A 16,288-nucleotide genomic window follows, 5' to 3' on the forward strand; every position below is an offset into this window, starting at 1 on the left:
CCCCACGACACCGCTGCGCGGCGCCGCGGGGACCCCGTCGGGCGCCTTATTCTGATGGACCTTCTCCGTTGCCGCGGCAAAGCCGCGGCGCCGACCGGAACTTTCCGGGGGGCGGGCGTCCCGGTGCCCGCATGACCGCCGCTGCGGCTTGACGGCCGGCTCCGCTGCGTCATTCCTCCTCCGGAATCGCAGGAGAGCGTTCCTTGCCCCAGACCCATCGCATCCCCGCCTCGCCCGAAACCATTCGCTGGGGCAGCTTCGACGCCGCCCACAAGCCGGTGCTCGAGGTGGAGAGCGGCGACCTCGTCGTCCTGGAATGCGTCTCCGGCGCGCCGGAGGTGATGCCGCCCGCCGGTTCGCCGCTGCGCGTGCCGCCGGCCCTGGCCGCCATCCACGCGGCCAACCCGCCGCGTCCGGGTCCGCACATCCTCACCGGGCCGGTGGCGGTGCGGGGCGCCGAGCCGGGCGACGCGCTGCGGGTGGAGATCGAGAAGATCGAGCTGGGCGCCGACTGGGGCTTCTGCGGCTTCCGCCCGCTGGGCGGCACCATCCCCGAGGACTTCCCCTACCGCCACCTCCTCCACATCCCGGTGGACCGCGAGGCGCGCACCGCCACCGTGCCGGTGGGCGGCGGCATCACGCTGCCCCTCGCGCCCTTCTTCGGCGTGATGGGCGTGGCGCCGCCGGCCGAATGGGGCGCCATCTCCACCAAGGAGCCGCGCGCCCATGGCGGCAACCTCGACAACAAGGAGATCGGCGAGGGCGCGACGCTCTACCTGCCCGTCCACGTGCCGGGGGCGATGTTCAGCGCCGGGGACGGGCACGGCGTGCAGGGCGATGGCGAGGTGTGCATCAACGCGCTGGAGATGTGCCTGACCGGGCATTTCCGACTGACCCTGGAAAAGGGGGCGAAGCTCGCCTATCCGCGCGCCGAGACGCCGACCCACTTCATCTCCATGGGCATGCACGAGGACCTGGACGAGGCGATGAAGCGGGCGCTGCGGGAGATGATCGCGTTCATCGCCGCCCGCGCCAACATGTCGCCCGCCGATGCCTACCTGCTCTGCTCCCTGGCGGTGGACTTCCACGTCACCCAGACAGTGAACGGCGAGAAGGGGGTGCACGGGATGCTGCGGAAGGGCCTCCTGTTCTGAGGCGCCCGCCCGGCCGGGAGATGGGCGAATCGTGAACGCCGTGAAGGCTTGACCCGTCTCGGGCCGCGGCCCTTCACTTCCTCGTAACGAGGGAGAGGGGGACTTCCATGATTCGCAGTATCCTGGCCGCTGCCGCGCTGGCCGCGGGGCTCTTCGCCGCGCCGGCGGCGCAGGCGCAGGCCACGCTGGACGCGATCCGCGCCCGCGGGTCGCTGGCTTGCGGGGTCAACACCTCCGCGCCTGGCTTCACCACGCTGGACGCGCAAGGGCGCTACCAGGGCATGGTGGCCGATCTGTGCCGGGGCCTCGCCGCCGCGGTGCTGGGCAATCCGGACCGGGTGCGCTTCGTGCCGCTTTCCTTCGCCACGCGCTTCACCGCGCTGGGCGCGGGCGAGGTGGACGTGCTGATGCTCACCTCCACCCACACGCTGCTGCGCGACACCCAGCTGGGGCTGCGCTTCACCACCTACTACTTCTACGACGGCCATGGCTTCCTGGTGCGGCGCGACAGCGGCGCGAACCGGGTGCGCGACCTGGCAGGCGCCACGATCTGCACGCTGCAGGGCACCACCAACGAGCAGATCACGAGCGAGTATTTCCGCTCGCTCAACGCGCAGGTGAACATCCTGCTCTTCGCGGAGCAGGAGCAGGTGGTGCAGGGCCTCGGCGCCGGCCGCTGCGACAGCTACGCGATGGACGCCTCCGGCCTCGCCTCGGCGCGTGCCGCCCTGCCCCGCCCGGCGGACTGGGTGATCCTGGGCGAGCGCTTCTCCAAGGAGCCCTACGCGCCCGTGGTGCGGCGCGGCGACGACAACTGGTTCGACATCGTGCGCTGGTACGTCTCGGCGCTGATCGAGGCGGAGGAGCGCGGCATCACCGCCGGGAACGCGGAGGAAACCCGCCGCACCACCCAGGACGCCAATGTCCGGCGCCTGCTGGGCGGGACGCCGGAGCTGGGCCAGGCGCTGCGCCTCGACCCCGCCTGGGCCTTCAACGCGGTGCGCGCCATCGGCAATTACGGGGAGCTGTACAACCGCCACTTCGGCGAGAGCACGCCCATCGCCATGCCGCGCGCCCAGAACGACCTGTGGACCCGCGGCGGGCTGCTCTACGCGCCTCCCTTCCGCTGAGGGCGACGATCCGCCCCCCCGTGTCACGCTTTTTGTTGACGCGGAGCGGGGCGCGCAACAGCATCGCCCCACAAACAACAAGGTTGGGGCAGGCAAGGCATGTGGGGACGGGTGAAGCGCGCCGCGCTGGCGGTGGCTTGCGTCATGGGCGCCGCGTCGGCGGCGCAGGCGGGGCCGACGCTGGACGCGGTGCGGGCCCGCGGGCAGCTCGTCTGCGGCATCCACACCGGGGTGGCGGGCTTCGCCCTGCCCGACAGCCGTGGCGCGTGGCAGGGCATGGACGTGGATTTGTGCCGGGGCTTGGCCGTGGCGATCTTCAACGACGCCTCCAAGGTGCGCTTCGTGCCGCTTTCCTCCTCCACCCGCTTCACGGCGCTGGGCTCGGGCGAGGTGGACGTGCTGTTCCGCACCTCCACCCAGACCATGCTGCGCGACACCACGCTGGGGCTGCGCCACGTCGCCGCCTATTTCTATGATGGGCACGGCTTCCTGGTGCGGGCCGACATGAACGTGCAGCGCGTGCGCGACATGGCAGGCGCCACGATCTGCGTCCTCCAGGGCACCACCAATGAGCAGGTGACGGCGGACTATTTCCGCTCGATCAACGTGCCCTTCCAGCCGGTGGTGTTCGAGCGGACGGACCAGGCGGCGGCGGCCCTGCAGACCGGGCGCTGCGACGCCTTCGGCTCCGACGCCTCGCAGCTCGCCGCCGTGCGCTCCACTATGCCCAACCCCGCCCAGTGGCAGGTCCTGCCCGAGCGCTTCTCCAAGGAGCCCTACGCCGCCTATGTGCGCCGGGGCGACGAGGACTGGTTCGAGCTGGTGCGCTGGTACACCTACGCCATCATTGAGGCGGAGGAGCAGGGGGTGACCCGTGACAATGTGGAGGAGATGCGGCGCACCAGCGCGAACCCCAACACCCGCCGCCTTTTGGGCGTCACGCCCGAGCTTGGCCAGTCGCTCAAGATAGACCCGCTCTGGGCGGCCAACGTGATCCGGGCGATCGGCAATTACGGCGAGCTGTACAATCGCCATTTCGGCGAGAACACGCCCATTGGATTGCCGAGAGGGCCGAACAATCTATGGACCCAGGGCGGGCTGATGTACGCTCTGCCCCTGCGCTGACGAAGCTTCCCTGGCCCACAAGCCTCCTGAACCAAGGCTGAACCAGAGGGAAAAATTTCGAAGTTTCGCACAATTCACCTTTCATGCGGCCTTCCGGCAACGCTACACTGGCGATTATCCGGGGGCCGATCGGTGTCCGCCCTCCCAGGCGACGACCGAAAGGCCGTCCGAACAATGGTTTGCGCTGGAAGTCCGGGACTCAAATGAACGTGATCCACTCCGAAGCCCCGAAGGCCGAGACGCGCGCCGCTACGCCGGTGCCCGCCGAAATGCCGGCCGAGGCAACGCAGGCGCCGCGCCGGCGGGGGCTTTGGCTGTGGGGCCTTGCCGCGCTGGTGGCCGCCGGGGGCGGCTGGTTCGCGCTGGAAGGGCGGCGCGAGGCCGCGGTCGCCGTGCCGGCGGAAGCCGCGCCGCGCCCGCCCGCCGGCGAGTTCCGGCTGAGCGAAGGCGAGACGCGCTCCCTGCGCATCGAGCCGGTCGCCGCCCGCGCCTTCCGGCCGGAGCGCGTGGCCGAGGGCCGCATCACGGTCAACGAGGACCGCTCGACCCCCCTGCTTTCCCCCTATACCGGGCGGGTGACGCGCGTCTTCGCCCGGCCGGGCGAGCGGGTGGAGGAGGGCGCGCCCCTCTACGAGATCGAGACGCCCGACGTGACGGGCGCGGCCAATGACCTGCTTTCCGCGTTGGAGAATGTCGGCAAGACCCGCGTGGCGCTGGAGCAGGCGCGGCGGGAGCAGACGCGCCAGCAATCCCTGCTTTCCGCCCGCGCCACCTCACAGCGCGAAGTGGAGCAGGCCAATCTCGCCTTCGCCGGCGCCGGGGCCGACCTCCGCTCCGCCGAGGCGCAGCTGGAGGCGGCGCGCGACAAGCTGCGCGTGCTGGGCCGTTCCCGCGCGGAGATCACGGAGATCGAGCGCACGCGGCAGGTCAGCGGCGTCGTCACCGTCCGCGCGCCGCTGGGCGGCACCGTCACCCAGCGCCGCGTCGCACCGGGGCAGTGGCTCTCCGGCGGCGGGGGCGACCCGGTCTTCACCCTCAGCGACCTGTCCAGCATGTGGCTCGTCGCCGCGGTGCGCGAGATGGACGTGCCCCTGATCCGCGAGGGTCAGCCCGTGGAGGTGACGGTGAGCGCCCTGCCGGGCCGCCGCTTCGACGCGCGCATCGTCCGCATGAATCCCGGGCTCGACGCCTCCACCCGCCGCCTCACCGTGATGGCCGAGGTGCAGGACCCCGAGCGCGTCCTGAAATCCGAGATGTTCGCCACCTTCCGCATCGCGGTGGGCGAGGCGGCGGAGGCCCCGGCCGTGCCGGCGAGCGCAGTGATCTTCCGAGGCTCCGACGCCTTTGTCTGGACGGCGCAGGATGGCGGCCGCTTCAGCCAGCGCCGCGTCGGGCTGGGCATCCGCCAGGGCGAACTCATCCAGGTGACGGACGGGCTTTCCGCCGGCGAGCGGATCGTGACCGGCGGCGCCCTCTTCATCGACCGCGCCGCGCGCATCGACTGACCAAAGGTCGTTTCCCATCATGCGGCAGATCGTCGCCTTCGCCCTGCAGCAGCGGGCGCTCGTGCTCATCGTCTTCGCGGTGTTCATCGCCGCCGGCGCCTATGGCTTCGCCAAGCTGAACATCGAGGCCTATCCGGACCCCGTTCCGCCCCAGGTCGTGATCATCACGCAGAACCCGGGGCAAAGCGCGGAGGAGATCGAGCGCTACGTCACCATCCCGGTCGAGCTGGCGATGGCCGGGCTGCCCAACCTGAACTCCGTACGCTCCACCTCGCTCTTCGGCCTGTCCGACGTGCGGGTGCAGTTCACCTTTGCCTACACTTACGAGCAGGCGCTGCAACAGGTGCTGAACCGCCTCGCCGTGCTGCGCGACCTGCCGGACGGGGCGCAGCCGGTCATCTCGCCCCTGTCGCCCATCGGCGAGATCATGCGCTACCGCGTGGTCGGCCCGCCCGGTTTCTCCGTGGACGACCTCAAGACCCTCCAGGAATGGGTGCTGGAGCGGCGCTTCCGGCGCGTGCCCGGCGTGGTGGACGTGTCCTCCTTCGGCGGCCGCTCCAAATCCTACAACGTCGTGGTGGACCTGCCGCGGCTCAACGCCTTCAACCTGTCCCTGCCCGCGGTGATCGGGGCGGTGCGCGCCGGCAACGTCACGGTGGGCGCGGGCATGATCCAGATCGGCCCGCAATCGGCCGTGGTGCAGGGGGTAGGCCTCATCCGCTCCATCGAGGACATGCGCAACATCGTCCTCGGCGCCAGCGAGGACGGCACGCCCGTCCTGCTGTCCGACGTGGCGACGGTGGAGGTGGGAAGCCTGCCGCGCCTCGGCATCGCCGGGCACGAGGCGGACGAGGACGTGGTGCTGGGCACCGTGCTGATGCGGCGCGGCGAGCAGACCCTGCCCACCATCCACGGCGTGCAGCGCGAGGTGGCGCGCATCAACGCGGGCGGCGTGCTGCCGCCCGGCGTGCGGCTCGACGTCATCTACGACCGCGAGGAGCTGGTGAAGATCACCACCAAGATGGTGGTGAAGAACATCATCCTCGGCGTCGTTCTGATCCTGATCATCCAGTGGCTCTTCCTGGGCGACCTGCGCGGCGCGGTGGTCGTGGCGGCCACCATCCCCTTCGCCTTCTTCTTCGCCGTGCTGCTCATGCTGGCGAGAGGCGAGAGCGCCAACCTGCTCTCGCTCGGGTCGCTCGACTTCGGGCTACTGGTGGATGCCACCATCATCATGGTGGAGAACATCTACCGCCACCTGACCCTGGCGCGGCGGCAACCGCACCTTGCGGGGCCGGTCGTGCCGGGCATGTCGGGCATTTCGCAGATCATCCTCCGCGCGGGGGGCGAGGTGGGCAAGCCCATCGCCTTCGCGCTGCTGATCGTCATCGTCGCCTTTATCCCGCTCTTCACCATGGGCGGGATCGAGGGGCGCATCTTCGGCCCGATGGCCAAGACCTACGCCTACGCCATCGGCGGCTCGCTGGTCGCGGCCTTCACCGTGGTGCCGGCCCTTTCCGCCGTGCTGCTGCGCGAGGACAGCCAGGAGCGCGACACCTGGCTCGTGCGGCACATGCGCACCGCCTATGCCGGGCTCTATCGCGTCGCGATGCGGGCCCGGGAGCTGTCGCTGCTGCTGGCCGGCATCCTGGTCGCCGCCTCCATCTTCCTGCTGTCCCAGATGGGCGCCGAGTTCCTGCCGACGCTGGAGGAGGGAAACCTCTACGTCCGCGCGACCATGCCGGGCTCGATCAGCCTGGAGGAGGGGCACCGGACGGTGCAGGGAATCCGCGCGACGCTGCTGGAATTCCCCGAGGCGATGACCGTCACCTCGCAGCAGGGGCGGCCGGATGACGGCACCGACCCGGCGGGGTTCTTCAACGCGGAGTTCTTCATCCCGCTCAGGCCGCCCGGCGAATGGACCACGGCGCATAACCGCCTGGGCCTCGTCGCCGCGATCAACGGGCGGCTGGAGCAGCGCTTCCTGGGCGTGCAGTTCTCCTACGCGCAGATGATCTCGGACAACGTGCAGGAAGCGGCGTCGGGGGTGAAGGGCGAGAACGCGATCAAGGTCTTCGGGCCGGAGCTCGACGTGCTCACCAACTATGCGGACCGCATCCAGCGCCTGCTGGGTGGCGTGCGCGGGCTGGAGGACGTGGCGGTGTTCCCGACGCTGGGCCAGCCCACCGTCGCCGTGACCATCGACCGCGCCCGCGCCGCGCGCTTCGGCCTCGCCGTCGAGGCGATCAACGACGTGGTTCAGGCGGCGATCGGCGGGCGCGAGTCGGGCCGCGTCTACGAGCCGGGCGGCGACCGCAACTTCCCCATCGTCGTGCGCCTCGCCGCGGCCTATCGCAACGACCTGGAGAACATCGCCCGCATCCCCGTCGGCGGGCCGCGCGGCGCCGTGTTGGCGGACGTGGCCGATGTGCGCCTCGTCTCGGGCACGGCCTACGTGTATCGCGAGGACGGGACGCGCTACGTGCCCATCCGCTTCTCCGTGCGCGGGCGCGACCCGGCCAGCGCGGTGCGCGAGGCGCAGGCGCTGGTGGAGCGCGAGTTGCAGATGGCGCCCGGCTACCGCCTCGACTGGGTGGGCGAGTTCCGCAACCTGCAGGAAGCGGTCGGGCGGCTCCTGTTCGTCGTGCCCATCGCGCTCGCGATCATCATGGTCCTGCTCTACGTGCAGTTCGGCAACGTCCGGGAGATGCTGCTGGTCATGGCCATGGTGCCCTTGTCGCTCGTCGGCGGCATCCTGGCGCTGGCCGCGGCGGGGCTGAACTTCTCCGTCCCCGCGGCGATCGGCTTCCTGGCGCTGTTCGGCATCACGGTGATGGAGGGCATCATCCTGGTGTCGCACTTCAACCACCTGCGGCACGAGGGCATGCCCTGGCGGCAGGCGCTGGACCAGTCGGGCCAGGACCGGCTGCGCCCGGTCTTCATGACCTGCTTCGCCTCCTTCTTCGGGCTGCTGCCCATGGCCCTCGCCACCGGCATCGGCGCCGACGTCACCAAGCCGCTGGCGCTGGTGGTGGTGGGCGGCATCGGCCTCGTGCCCATCTTCATCCTCGTCACCTTTCCCGCGCTGATCGACCGGTTCGGCCGCCCGCGCGACCTGGCGCGCAGCGAGGCTGCCCTAGCCGAACGGCGCGCCCGCGCAGGACTTCCCGCATGAAGCGTCTCCTTCTTGCCGGCGTGGCGCTGCTCGCCCTTGCCGGACCCGCCTTCGCGCAGAATGGGCAGCGCACGCCCAGCGGCTCGCAGCCCCTGCCCCTGCCGACCGGCACGCCGGTGCTGCGCCTTGCCGAGGCGGAGCAGCGCCTCGTCGAGCGCAACCTCGCCGTCATCGCCGCGCAGCGCGGGGTCGATGCGGCGCGGGCGCAGCGCCTCGTTTCCTCCTCGCGGCCGCCGCCGGAGGTGAGCGTGGGCAACACCTTCGGCCAGTACACGGAAACGAGCCGCCGCTCCGTGCGCGATGCACGCTTCCTGTCGCCCACCACCAACATCAATGCCGGGCTGACCGTGCTGATCGAGCGCGGGGGCAAGCGCGAGCTGCGCACGCGCCTCGCCGACGAGAACATCGTGGTGGCGGAGGCGCAGGTCCTGGACGCGCTGCGGCTCCAGCTCTTCACCCTGCGCCAGGCCTTCATCGCGGCGCTGGCGGCGCGCGCCAACCTGGAGGTCGCGTTCAACAACCGCGAAAGCCTGGACCGGACGGAAGGGCTGCTGGCGCGCCAAGTGCGGGACGGCGCCATTCCCGAGGGCGACCTCCTGCGCTTCCAGGCGAGCCGCCTGCCCTTCGAGGCCGAGGTGACGAGCGCCGCCCAGGCCTATGCCGCCGCGGTGGCGCAGGTCGCTGTCGCGCTCGCCGCCGATGCAGCGTCCTTCAGCCCGGCCCCCGCCCAGGCGCAGCGGCGCCAGACCGCCTCGCAGCCGCGCCTCGTGCTGCCGCCCGTCGCCTTCGACCTGCGCGGCAACTTCGAGGCCCGGCCCGGCCTGGGCGTGTCGCAGGGCGAATTGCGGGACGCGGTGCAGACCCGGCCCGACGTGGTGGTGGCGGCACGGCAGTTCCAGGCGGCGGTGGCGAACACCGACCTCGCCCAGGCGGGGCGATACCGCGACGTGACGGCCAGCGGGGGCTGGAACCGGACCGCGCTGTCGCAGGACCAGCCGGAAACCGCGCGCCGGAGCTTCGCCAACAACGAACTGTCCTTCAACCTGTCCATCCCGATCTTCACCAACCAGATCACCCAGGGGAATATCGGCGTGGCGCGCGGCCAGCAGGGCCAGGCGGAGGCGGCGGCGCGCGCCGCGCTGCTGCAGGCGCGGGCGGATTTCGCCACGGCCTGGGCCAGCTACGAGCAGTCGCGCAACCTGCTGCGCATCTTCACCGAAGGCGGTGCGCTGAACCGGGCGGAGCAGGCCTATCGCTCGGCCGAGCAGGCCTATCTGGCGGGCGGGCGGGCGCTGGTGGACGTGCTGGACGCGCTGCGGACGCTGAACGCCACGCGCGTCGCGGCCAACAACGCGCGCCAATCCTACCTGACTGCCCTGGCCCAGCTGGAGGCGGCCACGGGCGTCAGCGGGATCGCGCCGCGGCTTTGAGCCACGGCGCCCAGAGCAGGGCGAGCAACGGCACCAGCCAGGCCACCCGCGCGCCGTAGCGGTGATGCGGCATGGACAGCGCGCCGGTGGCGAAGGCATTGCCGATCACGCCGGCCAGCACGGCGAGGATCAGCCCGGCCTCGCGCCGCCGTCCGGCGCGCCAGGCACGCAGTGCGGAGAGCGCGGCGAAGGGTGCGGCCAGCGCCACCAAGATCGGGTGCAACCAGACGATGACGCGGGCCTCGTCCAGTAGCAGGTCGCGCTGCTGCGCCGCCGCCTCGTAGGCGCGGAGTTCGGAGAGTGGGAAGCCCTGGACGAGGCGCTGCCGCACCCCCTCCCCCACATCCGCGGCCCCCAACGTGTCGCCGATCCGCATGAGGCGGAGCTGGCGCAGCCCGTTGCCCAGGGCCTGCCAAACCAGGGTCGCCGGCTCGCGCCGGATCGTTTCGCGCACGATCTCCCGCGCCTCGTCGGACAGCAGGACGCCGCCGAGGAAGCGCGGCTGCCCGTCCGGGCCGCGATTCACCGGGCTGTCGCCATTCCACAGGAACAGGTCGGAATTGGTGGGGAGCGCGCCGGCGAAGGCGCAGAGATACCAGCCGCGCGCGGGGCACAGCGCCTCCACCGTCCGCGCGGCGGGGCCATCGGCGACGAGGCGCGCGAGAAGAAAGGTGGAGCCGTGCGGCGAGAGCGCGAACCGCCCATGCCCCACCGCATTGGTCGCGAGCAGCAGCAGGACGGCGCCGGCGAGCGGGATCGAGGCGCGGAGCAGCGCGCGCCACTCGCGCAGCAGGAGGGCGAGCGCCAGCACGGTGAGCAGCATCGGGATGTTGGACAGGTGCGCCGCCGCCGCGACGCTGCCCAGCAAGGCGAGCCAGAGCCGCTCGCCGCGCCCCAGCCCCTCCCAGTGCCAGCCGAGCAGCGCGGCGGAGACCAGCGCCACCGGCACCAGGATGTCTGGCATGACCATCGCCGCCGACCAGGGGGCGGTGGTGAACAGCGCCAGGGCGGCGCAGAGCAGGAGGTGGCGCAGCGGCGCCGCCCGCCCCGCGGCACGGGCCAGCAACCAGACGATGTGCGAGACGAGGATGCCCTGCGCTAGCACCGTGCCCCACAGCGTCAGGTGCCAATGCCCGAGGAAGGCGAAGGGGCCGTAGATCCAGGGCTTGTCCCAGATCATCAGGGGCTCGACCGTCTGCGCCAGAAAGGCGGCGCTGTCGGAGAAGAGCAGCGGGTAGCCGTTGAGGAAGGCGGGCCAGAGGAGAAGCAGCGCCCCGCCCAGGATGGCGGCGACCTGCCTCACCAGCGCGAGGCGGCGTCCTCGTCCGCCGTGCGGGCCTCCACCCAGCGCGAACCGCCCTCGGCCAGTTCCTCGCGCTTCCAGAACGGGGCCTTGGTCTTCAGCCAGTCCATCAGGAAGGCGCAGGACTCCAGCGCGGCGGCGCGGTGGGCGCTGGCGGTGAGAACGAGGACGATGGGCTCGCCCGGGGCGATGCGGCCGTGGCGGTGGATCACGGTGCAGGCCGAGAGCGGCCAGCGCGCCATCGCCTCCTCCGCGATGCGGGTGAGGGCGCGCTCGGTCATGCCGGGGTAGTGTTCCAGCACCATGGCGCGCAACCCGTCATCGGCGCGGCACAGCCCGGTGAAGGAGGCCAGCGCCCCGACATCCGTGCGGCCTTCGGTGAGGCGCGCGGCCTCCGCCGCCGCGTCGAAGGGCGCTTCCTGGACGAGGATGCGCGGCGCCATCTCAGCCACCCGTGACGGGGGGAAAGAAGGCGACCTCGTCGCCCGGCGCGACCGGGGTGTCGGGGGTGGCGAAGTCCTGGTTCACCGCGGCGCGGATGGTGCGGCGATTCTCGAAGGCGGCCGCGTGGCCGGGCGAGCGCCCGGCCAGGTGCTCGACCAGCGCGGCCACGTCGCGCACGCCCTCGGGCAGGGCGATCTCCTCCTCCGCCACGCCGGTCCTTTCGCGCACCCAGGCGAAATAAAGGATCTTCATGCCGTCACCGTGGGGTGGGCACCTGCTCCACCCGGCCCGGCTCGATGATGGTGGTCACGGCGCCGTCGCGGATGGCGACGCCGGGGCCTTGCGGCGACAGGGTGGTGGAAACGTTGCCGGTGCCGGTGGTCGTGGTGGTGGGGCCGCGCGTCGTGGGCAGCACCTGCCCGTCGGCGCGGAAGGGGCGCGGCGGCGGCTCGGGGATGGGGACGCTGGGCGGCACCACGTTCTGCGGCGCGCGCTGCGGCGGGAAGCTGAGCGCATCGGGCGGCGGCGAGGAGGAGCCGCGCCGGCCGCGCCGGATCTCGTTGCCCGGATCTTCCAGCCCCATGCGCTGGTTGCCGATGCCGCGCAGCGCCTCGTCCGGATTGGCCAGGGTGGCGCGCGGGGTGTCGTCGGCGGGCCACATGTCGCCCGGCTCGGGGCGCAGCGCCGCCGCAGGATCCGGGGCCACGCCGCCCGCGCGGACGCGCTGCACCGTCAGGCTGTCGCCCGGCGACGCGGCGCGCATCCCGCCCCATTGCGGCCCGTAGCGTCCGCTGAAATCGGTCAGCCCGTCGGTGAGGCGGGAGAGGCCCCGCTCGACCCCGGCGCAGCCCGGCAGGAGCAACGCGAGGAGCAGCAAGGGGAGCGGTCGGGGACCCATCAAGAACTCCAGGGCAACGGACGGAAGGTGGGCCGGACAATGCGCCGCAACAAGGTGAACCTCAAGGCCGGCCCCGTTCCCGCGCCGCGTCGGGCATCGGGACGGGCGAGGCGTGGCGCAGCCCCGCGAGCAGGTAGTCCTTGCCCGTCAGCAACGTCAGGATCGCGGCGGTCCACAGCATCACCTCGCCCAGCAGCCCGATGGGCAGGAAGCCGAGGCCGATGACGGCGGCGCCGGAATCGCCGGCCAGCAGCACGCCCAGCGCCCCCATCTGGAAGCCAGTCTTCCACTTGGCGAGCTTGGTCACCGGCAGGCCGATCCGCAGCCCGGCGAGGTATTCGCGCAGGCCGGAGACCAGGATCTCCCGCAGCAGGATCACGATGGCGGGCAGGAGCGACCAGTTGGGCAGGCGCTCGAACCCCGCGAGGCACATCAGCGCCGCCCCCACCAGCAGCTTGTCGGCGATCGGGTCCAGCATCCGGCCGAAATCGGAGGTGATCTGGCGGTCGCGGGCGATCTTGCCGTCGAAATAGTCGGTGATGGCGGCGGCCGAGAACACCGCGCAGGCGGCCATGTCGGCCCAGGGCTGGCGCAGCGCCGCCAGGGCCACCAGCAGGGGGATGGCCACGATGCGGGAAAGCGTCAGCAGGTTGGGCAGGTCGGTCGGCACAGGCGATTCTTAAAGCAGAACGAAGGCATCGGCCATCGCCGCGCGGGGTAACTCAGCTCCCCCCCCCCTGCGGGACGGTGGCACCCGGGTGGAAATGGCCGTGGATGCGCCGGGCGAGGCTGCGCCCGATGCCGGGGCAATTGGCCAGGTCGTCCTCGCCCGCGTTCCGCACTCCCCGCGCCGAGCCGAAATGGTTGAGCAGGCGGCGCTTCACCGCCGCGCCCACGCCGGGGATGTCGTCCAGCTCGCTGCGCGTCATCGCCTTGGCGCGGCCAGCGCGGTGGGCGCCGATGACGAAGCGGTGCGCCTCGTCCCGCAGGCGCTGGAGGTAGTAAAGGACGGGGTCGCGCGGGGGCAGCTGGAAGGCCTCGCGCCCGGCCATGTGGAACCATTCGCGCCCCGCGTCGCGGTCGACACCCTTGGCGATGGCGACCAGCGGGATGTCCTCCAGCCCCAGGTCGCGCATCACCTCCAGCGCCACGTTCAACTGGCCCACCCCGCCATCGATGAGCACGAGGTCGGGCCAGCCCGGCTCGGCCCGGGTCGGGTCTTCCTTCAGGGCGCGGGAGAAGCGGCGGTCCAGCACCTCGCGCATCATGGCGAAGTCGTCGCCCGGCTTCGCCTCCTTGATGGAGAATTTCCGGTAGGCGTTCTTCATGAACCCCGCCGGCCCGGCGACGATCATCGCGCCATAGGCCGCGGTGCCCTGGATGTGGCTGTTGTCGTAGACCTCGATCCGCTCCGGCCGCTCCGGCAGGTCGAAGAGGCGCTGCGCCCCGTCCAGGAGCTGCGCCTGGGCGGTGGACTCCGCCAGCCGCCGCTCCAGCGCCTCGCGCGCGTTGGTGGCGGCGTGCTCGACGAGGCGCAGCTTGTCGCCGCGCCTGGGCGTGTGGAACTCCACCTTGCGGCCGGCCTTGTCCGACAGCGCCTCGGCGAGAAGCGCGGCCTCGGGCGCCTCCACCGCGGTGAGGATGAGGGGCGGCGGCGGGAGGTCAGCGTAGAGCTGCGCCAGGAAGGAGCCCATCACCTCCTCCGGCGTGATGTCGGAGCGGGAATGGGAGAGGAAATAGGGGCGGTTGCCATTGTTGCGCCCGCCGCGGAAGAAGAAGACCTGCACGCAGCTCTGGCCGGCGGCCATGTGCAGCGCCACCACATCGGCATCGCCCAGCCCTTCCACGTTGATGCGGCTGCTGCCCTGGACATGCGTCAGGCCGCGGATGCGGTCGCGCAGCGCGGCGGCGCGCTCGAACTCCAGCGCCTCCGCCGCCTGTTCCATCTCAGCGGCGAGGCGCTTCTGGATGGAGGGGACGTGGCCGGCGAGGAACTGCTTCGCCTCCGCCACCAGAGACCGGTAGTCGTCGCGGCCGATGCGCTCCACGCAGGGAGCGGAGCAGCGCTTGATCTGGTGCAGCAGGCAGGGGCGCTCGCGGTTCTCGAACACCGTGTCGTTGCAGGAGCGCAGGAGGAAGACGCGCTGCAGCGCCGTCAGCGTCTGGTTCACCGCCCAGACCGAGGCGAAGGGGCCGTAATAGGACGCGCCCTTGCGCCGCTCCCCACGATGCTTGCTGATCTGCGGCCAGGGGTGGTCGTCGCTGATGACCAGCCAGGGAAAGGATTTGTCGTCGCGAAGGACGATGTTGTAGCGCGGCCGCAGGCGCTTGATGAGGTTGGCCTCGAGCAGCAGCGCCTCCGCCTCGCTGGCCGTGGTCACGACCTCGAGGCGGCGCGTCTCGTGCACCATGCGCTTCAGCCGCTCGGGCAGGCGGGCGGTCTGGGTGTAGGAATAGACGCGCTTCCGCAGAGCGCGCGCCTTGCCGACATAGAGCACGTCCCCCTTGCCATCGAGCATCCGGTACACGCCGGGCGCCAGGGGCAGGGTGGTCAACGCCGCCTCGATCGCCTGCACGCCCTGGAGGAGCGGCGGCGGAGGGGTTTCGGTGAGTTCGTGATCACTCATGCGATGCAGCAACGCCACTTGTCCACGGAAGCTGTGGATAAGCCTGTGAGCGAACAAGCGTCGATGCTGGCCAAGGCCAGGGAGTCCCTGGGTTTCGCCACGTTTGCTTTACTTTTGTGCAACATAACATGTCTTTGATTTCGCTGCATTTTTTCGAGAAAGACGGCATGAGAATGTGGCAAGATACGTGAAAAAACTTACATGCAACCCTCTGGCCATGGGATGCCAAGAGACAGTGGATGAAAACCACAATGGGCCAGAGATTCACCTTGACTCGGCGGTCCCCAGCGGGGCTCCGCCGGACCCGTCAAAGCCGGGTGCGCTCGATCGTCACGCCGACACTGGCGATGTCGGGAAAGGCATCGGGCTTTTCAATGGAGACGCGGGCGAGGCGCACGCGGGGGTCCACTAGGGCGGCGGCGGCCACCGTCTCGGCCAGCGTTTCCACCAGCATGACATGGCCACGCGCCACCGCCTCGCGCGTCGCCTGCACCACCCGGTCGTAATCCACCACGCGGGCGAGGTCGTCCGGGCCGATCCCGACCGCCGCGCTCTCATCCTCCACCGCCAGCTCGATATGGACCAGGATGCGCTGCGGCGCCGCCTTTTCGTGCGCATGGACGCCCAGCCGCGCCTGAAGTTCGAGGCCGCGCACGAAGACCTGACGCAACCGCAGCGGATGGGCGCTCAACGCCGCTCCTCCGTCGTGCCGAAGGCGACGTCGCGGCCCCGGCGGCGCAGGCGCTGGCCCCCGTCCACCACCACCACCTCCCCGGTCACGCGGGGGGCGCGCAGCAGAAAGAGCACCGCCTCGGCCACGTCCTCCGGCTCCACCCCCTGCCCCAGCGGGTTGTTGCGGTGGGCGCGCTGGAAGTTCTCCTCCGACTGCTTGCCGGAGATCAGGGTGAGGGCCGGGGCGACGCCATTCACCCGGATTCGGGGGGCGAAATGCAGCGCCGCCATCTCCGTCATGCCGAGGAGTCCGTACTTGCCCAGCGCGTAGGTGAAGTAGTCGGGGTTGGGGGCGAAGAGCCGGTTGTCCAGCAGGTTCACCACCGCGCCATCCTGCCCCTCGGCCAGTTCTGCCGCGAATCCCTTGAGCAGCAGAGCGGGGGCGACGAGGTTCACCGCAGCTTGGCGGTGAAAGGTCTCGGCGCTGAACTCGGACGGCGTGTCGTAGAGGAACAGGCTGGCATTGTTCACCAGCGCGTCCAGCCCGCCGCACAGCGCGGCGGCGCGCGCGGGCAGCGCCTCGGCCCGCGCCGCTTCGGAAAGGTCGGCCTCGATCGTCCAGGCCCGCCCGCCCGCCGCCGCGATCTCTCGCGCCAGGGCATCGGCCTCGGCGCCGCCGGTGCGATGGTGGATCACCACGCCGAAGCCGGCGGTGGCGAGGGTGCGGCACAGAACGGCGCCGATGCGCCGGGCGCCGCCAGTGACGAGCACGTTCGGCAAGCAGGGGCCTCTTGGTCCGGGGGGTGGCGGGGCCTATAGCCCGCG

The 16,288-nt window shown here is 71.2% G+C and carries 14 protein-coding genes; 6 read left to right on the plus strand and 8 right to left on the minus strand.

What is annotated here, in order from left to right:
- Positions 1-203 precede the first annotated feature (203 nt).
- From OF850_RS09180 to OF850_RS09205, 6 genes are all read left to right on the plus strand, one after another.
- Positions 204-1,154 carry an acetamidase/formamidase family protein gene (locus OF850_RS09180; RefSeq protein WP_301589746.1) on the plus strand — a complete coding sequence of 317 codons (951 nt, stop codon included), beginning with the start codon at positions 204-206 and terminating at the stop codon, positions 1,152-1,154.
- Between the two features lie 107 nt (positions 1,155-1,261).
- A complete protein-coding gene (locus OF850_RS09185; RefSeq protein WP_301589747.1) occupies positions 1,262-2,284 on the plus strand; it encodes an amino acid ABC transporter substrate-binding protein in 1,023 nt (340 codons plus the stop codon).
- 99 nt (positions 2,285-2,383) lie between these two features.
- A complete protein-coding gene (locus OF850_RS09190; RefSeq protein WP_301589748.1) occupies positions 2,384-3,409 on the plus strand; it encodes an amino acid ABC transporter substrate-binding protein in 1,026 nt (341 codons plus the stop codon).
- A 203-nt stretch (positions 3,410-3,612) separates the two neighbouring features.
- Positions 3,613-4,914: an efflux RND transporter periplasmic adaptor subunit gene (locus tag OF850_RS09195; RefSeq protein WP_301589749.1), complete on the plus strand. Its 1,302-nt coding sequence runs from the start codon at positions 3,613-3,615 to the stop codon at positions 4,912-4,914.
- 19 nt (positions 4,915-4,933) lie between these two features.
- Positions 4,934-8,089 carry an efflux RND transporter permease subunit gene (locus tag OF850_RS09200; protein ID WP_301589750.1) on the plus strand — a complete coding sequence of 1,052 codons (3,156 nt, stop codon included), beginning with the start codon at positions 4,934-4,936 and terminating at the stop codon, positions 8,087-8,089.
- Positions 8,086-9,519, plus strand: a complete 1,434-nt coding sequence (locus OF850_RS09205) for a TolC family protein (protein WP_301589751.1) — start codon at positions 8,086-8,088, stop codon at positions 9,517-9,519. The genes OF850_RS09200 and OF850_RS09205 overlap by 4 nt, the downstream gene beginning before the upstream one ends.
- On the opposite strand, the gene OF850_RS09210 is transcribed toward OF850_RS09205, so the two are convergent.
- From OF850_RS09210 to OF850_RS09245, 8 genes are all read right to left on the minus strand, one after another.
- Positions 9,494-10,822, minus strand: coding sequence for a hypothetical protein (locus OF850_RS09210; protein ID WP_301589752.1), 1,329 nt, complete (start codon positions 10,820-10,822; stop codon positions 9,494-9,496). The genes OF850_RS09205 and OF850_RS09210 overlap by 26 nt on opposite strands.
- Positions 10,819-11,265 carry a molybdenum cofactor biosynthesis protein MoaE gene (locus tag OF850_RS09215; RefSeq protein WP_301589753.1) on the minus strand — a complete coding sequence of 149 codons (447 nt, stop codon included), beginning with the start codon at positions 11,263-11,265 and terminating at the stop codon, positions 10,819-10,821. The genes OF850_RS09210 and OF850_RS09215 overlap by 4 nt, the downstream gene beginning before the upstream one ends.
- Before the next feature lies 1 nt (position 11,266).
- The gene (gene moaD / locus OF850_RS09220; protein ID WP_301589754.1) at positions 11,267-11,518 is read right to left on the minus strand and encodes a molybdopterin converting factor subunit 1; all 252 of its coding nucleotides are present in this window, start codon (positions 11,516-11,518) and stop codon (positions 11,267-11,269) included.
- A gap of 4 nt (positions 11,519-11,522) precedes the next feature.
- Complete coding sequence (locus OF850_RS09225) at positions 11,523-12,164, minus strand: hypothetical protein (RefSeq protein ID WP_301589755.1); 642 nt, start codon at positions 12,162-12,164, stop codon at positions 11,523-11,525.
- A 61-nt stretch (positions 12,165-12,225) separates the two neighbouring features.
- Positions 12,226-12,834 (minus strand): CDP-diacylglycerol--glycerol-3-phosphate 3-phosphatidyltransferase, encoded by a 609-nt coding sequence (gene pgsA, locus OF850_RS09230; RefSeq protein ID WP_301589756.1) that lies wholly within the window; start codon positions 12,832-12,834, stop codon positions 12,226-12,228.
- A gap of 52 nt (positions 12,835-12,886) precedes the next feature.
- Positions 12,887-14,791, minus strand: a complete 1,905-nt coding sequence (gene uvrC, locus OF850_RS09235) for an excinuclease ABC subunit UvrC (RefSeq protein WP_301589757.1) — start codon at positions 14,789-14,791, stop codon at positions 12,887-12,889.
- 307 nt (positions 14,792-15,098) lie between these two features.
- Positions 15,099-15,482, minus strand: a complete 384-nt coding sequence (gene folB, locus OF850_RS09240) for a dihydroneopterin aldolase (RefSeq protein ID WP_301589758.1) — start codon at positions 15,480-15,482, stop codon at positions 15,099-15,101.
- Positions 15,479-16,234 (minus strand): SDR family oxidoreductase, encoded by a 756-nt coding sequence (locus tag OF850_RS09245; RefSeq protein WP_301589886.1) that lies wholly within the window; start codon positions 16,232-16,234, stop codon positions 15,479-15,481. The genes folB and OF850_RS09245 overlap by 4 nt, the downstream gene beginning before the upstream one ends.
- Positions 16,235-16,288: the final 54 nt, after the last annotated feature.

Source organism: Sabulicella glaciei (assembly GCF_026183895.1).
Taxonomy (GTDB): domain Bacteria; phylum Pseudomonadota; class Alphaproteobacteria; order Acetobacterales; family Acetobacteraceae; genus Roseococcus; species Roseococcus glaciei.

Bases quoted from the DNA above. Each gene is read 5' to 3' on its own strand.
- OF850_RS09190 (WP_301589748.1), top strand. From the start codon at position 2,384: ATGTGGGGACGGGTGAAGCGCGCCGCGCTGGCGGTGGCTTGCGTCATG.
- OF850_RS09195 (WP_301589749.1), top strand. From the start codon at position 3,613: ATGAACGTGATCCACTCCGAAGCCCCGAAGGCCGAGACGCGCGCCGCT.
- OF850_RS09185 (WP_301589747.1), top strand. From the start codon at position 1,262: ATGATTCGCAGTATCCTGGCCGCTGCCGCGCTGGCCGCGGGGCTCTTC.
- moaD (WP_301589754.1), bottom strand. From the start codon at position 11,518: ATGAAGATCCTTTATTTCGCCTGGGTGCGCGAAAGGACCGGCGTGGCG.
- OF850_RS09200 (WP_301589750.1), top strand. From the start codon at position 4,934: ATGCGGCAGATCGTCGCCTTCGCCCTGCAGCAGCGGGCGCTCGTGCTC.
- uvrC (WP_301589757.1), bottom strand. From the start codon at position 14,791: ATGAGTGATCACGAACTCACCGAAACCCCTCCGCCGCCGCTCCTCCAG.
- OF850_RS09215 (WP_301589753.1), bottom strand. From the start codon at position 11,265: ATGGCGCCGCGCATCCTCGTCCAGGAAGCGCCCTTCGACGCGGCGGCG.
- OF850_RS09205 (WP_301589751.1), top strand. From the start codon at position 8,086: ATGAAGCGTCTCCTTCTTGCCGGCGTGGCGCTGCTCGCCCTTGCCGGA.
- OF850_RS09225 (WP_301589755.1), bottom strand. From the start codon at position 12,164: ATGGGTCCCCGACCGCTCCCCTTGCTGCTCCTCGCGTTGCTCCTGCCG.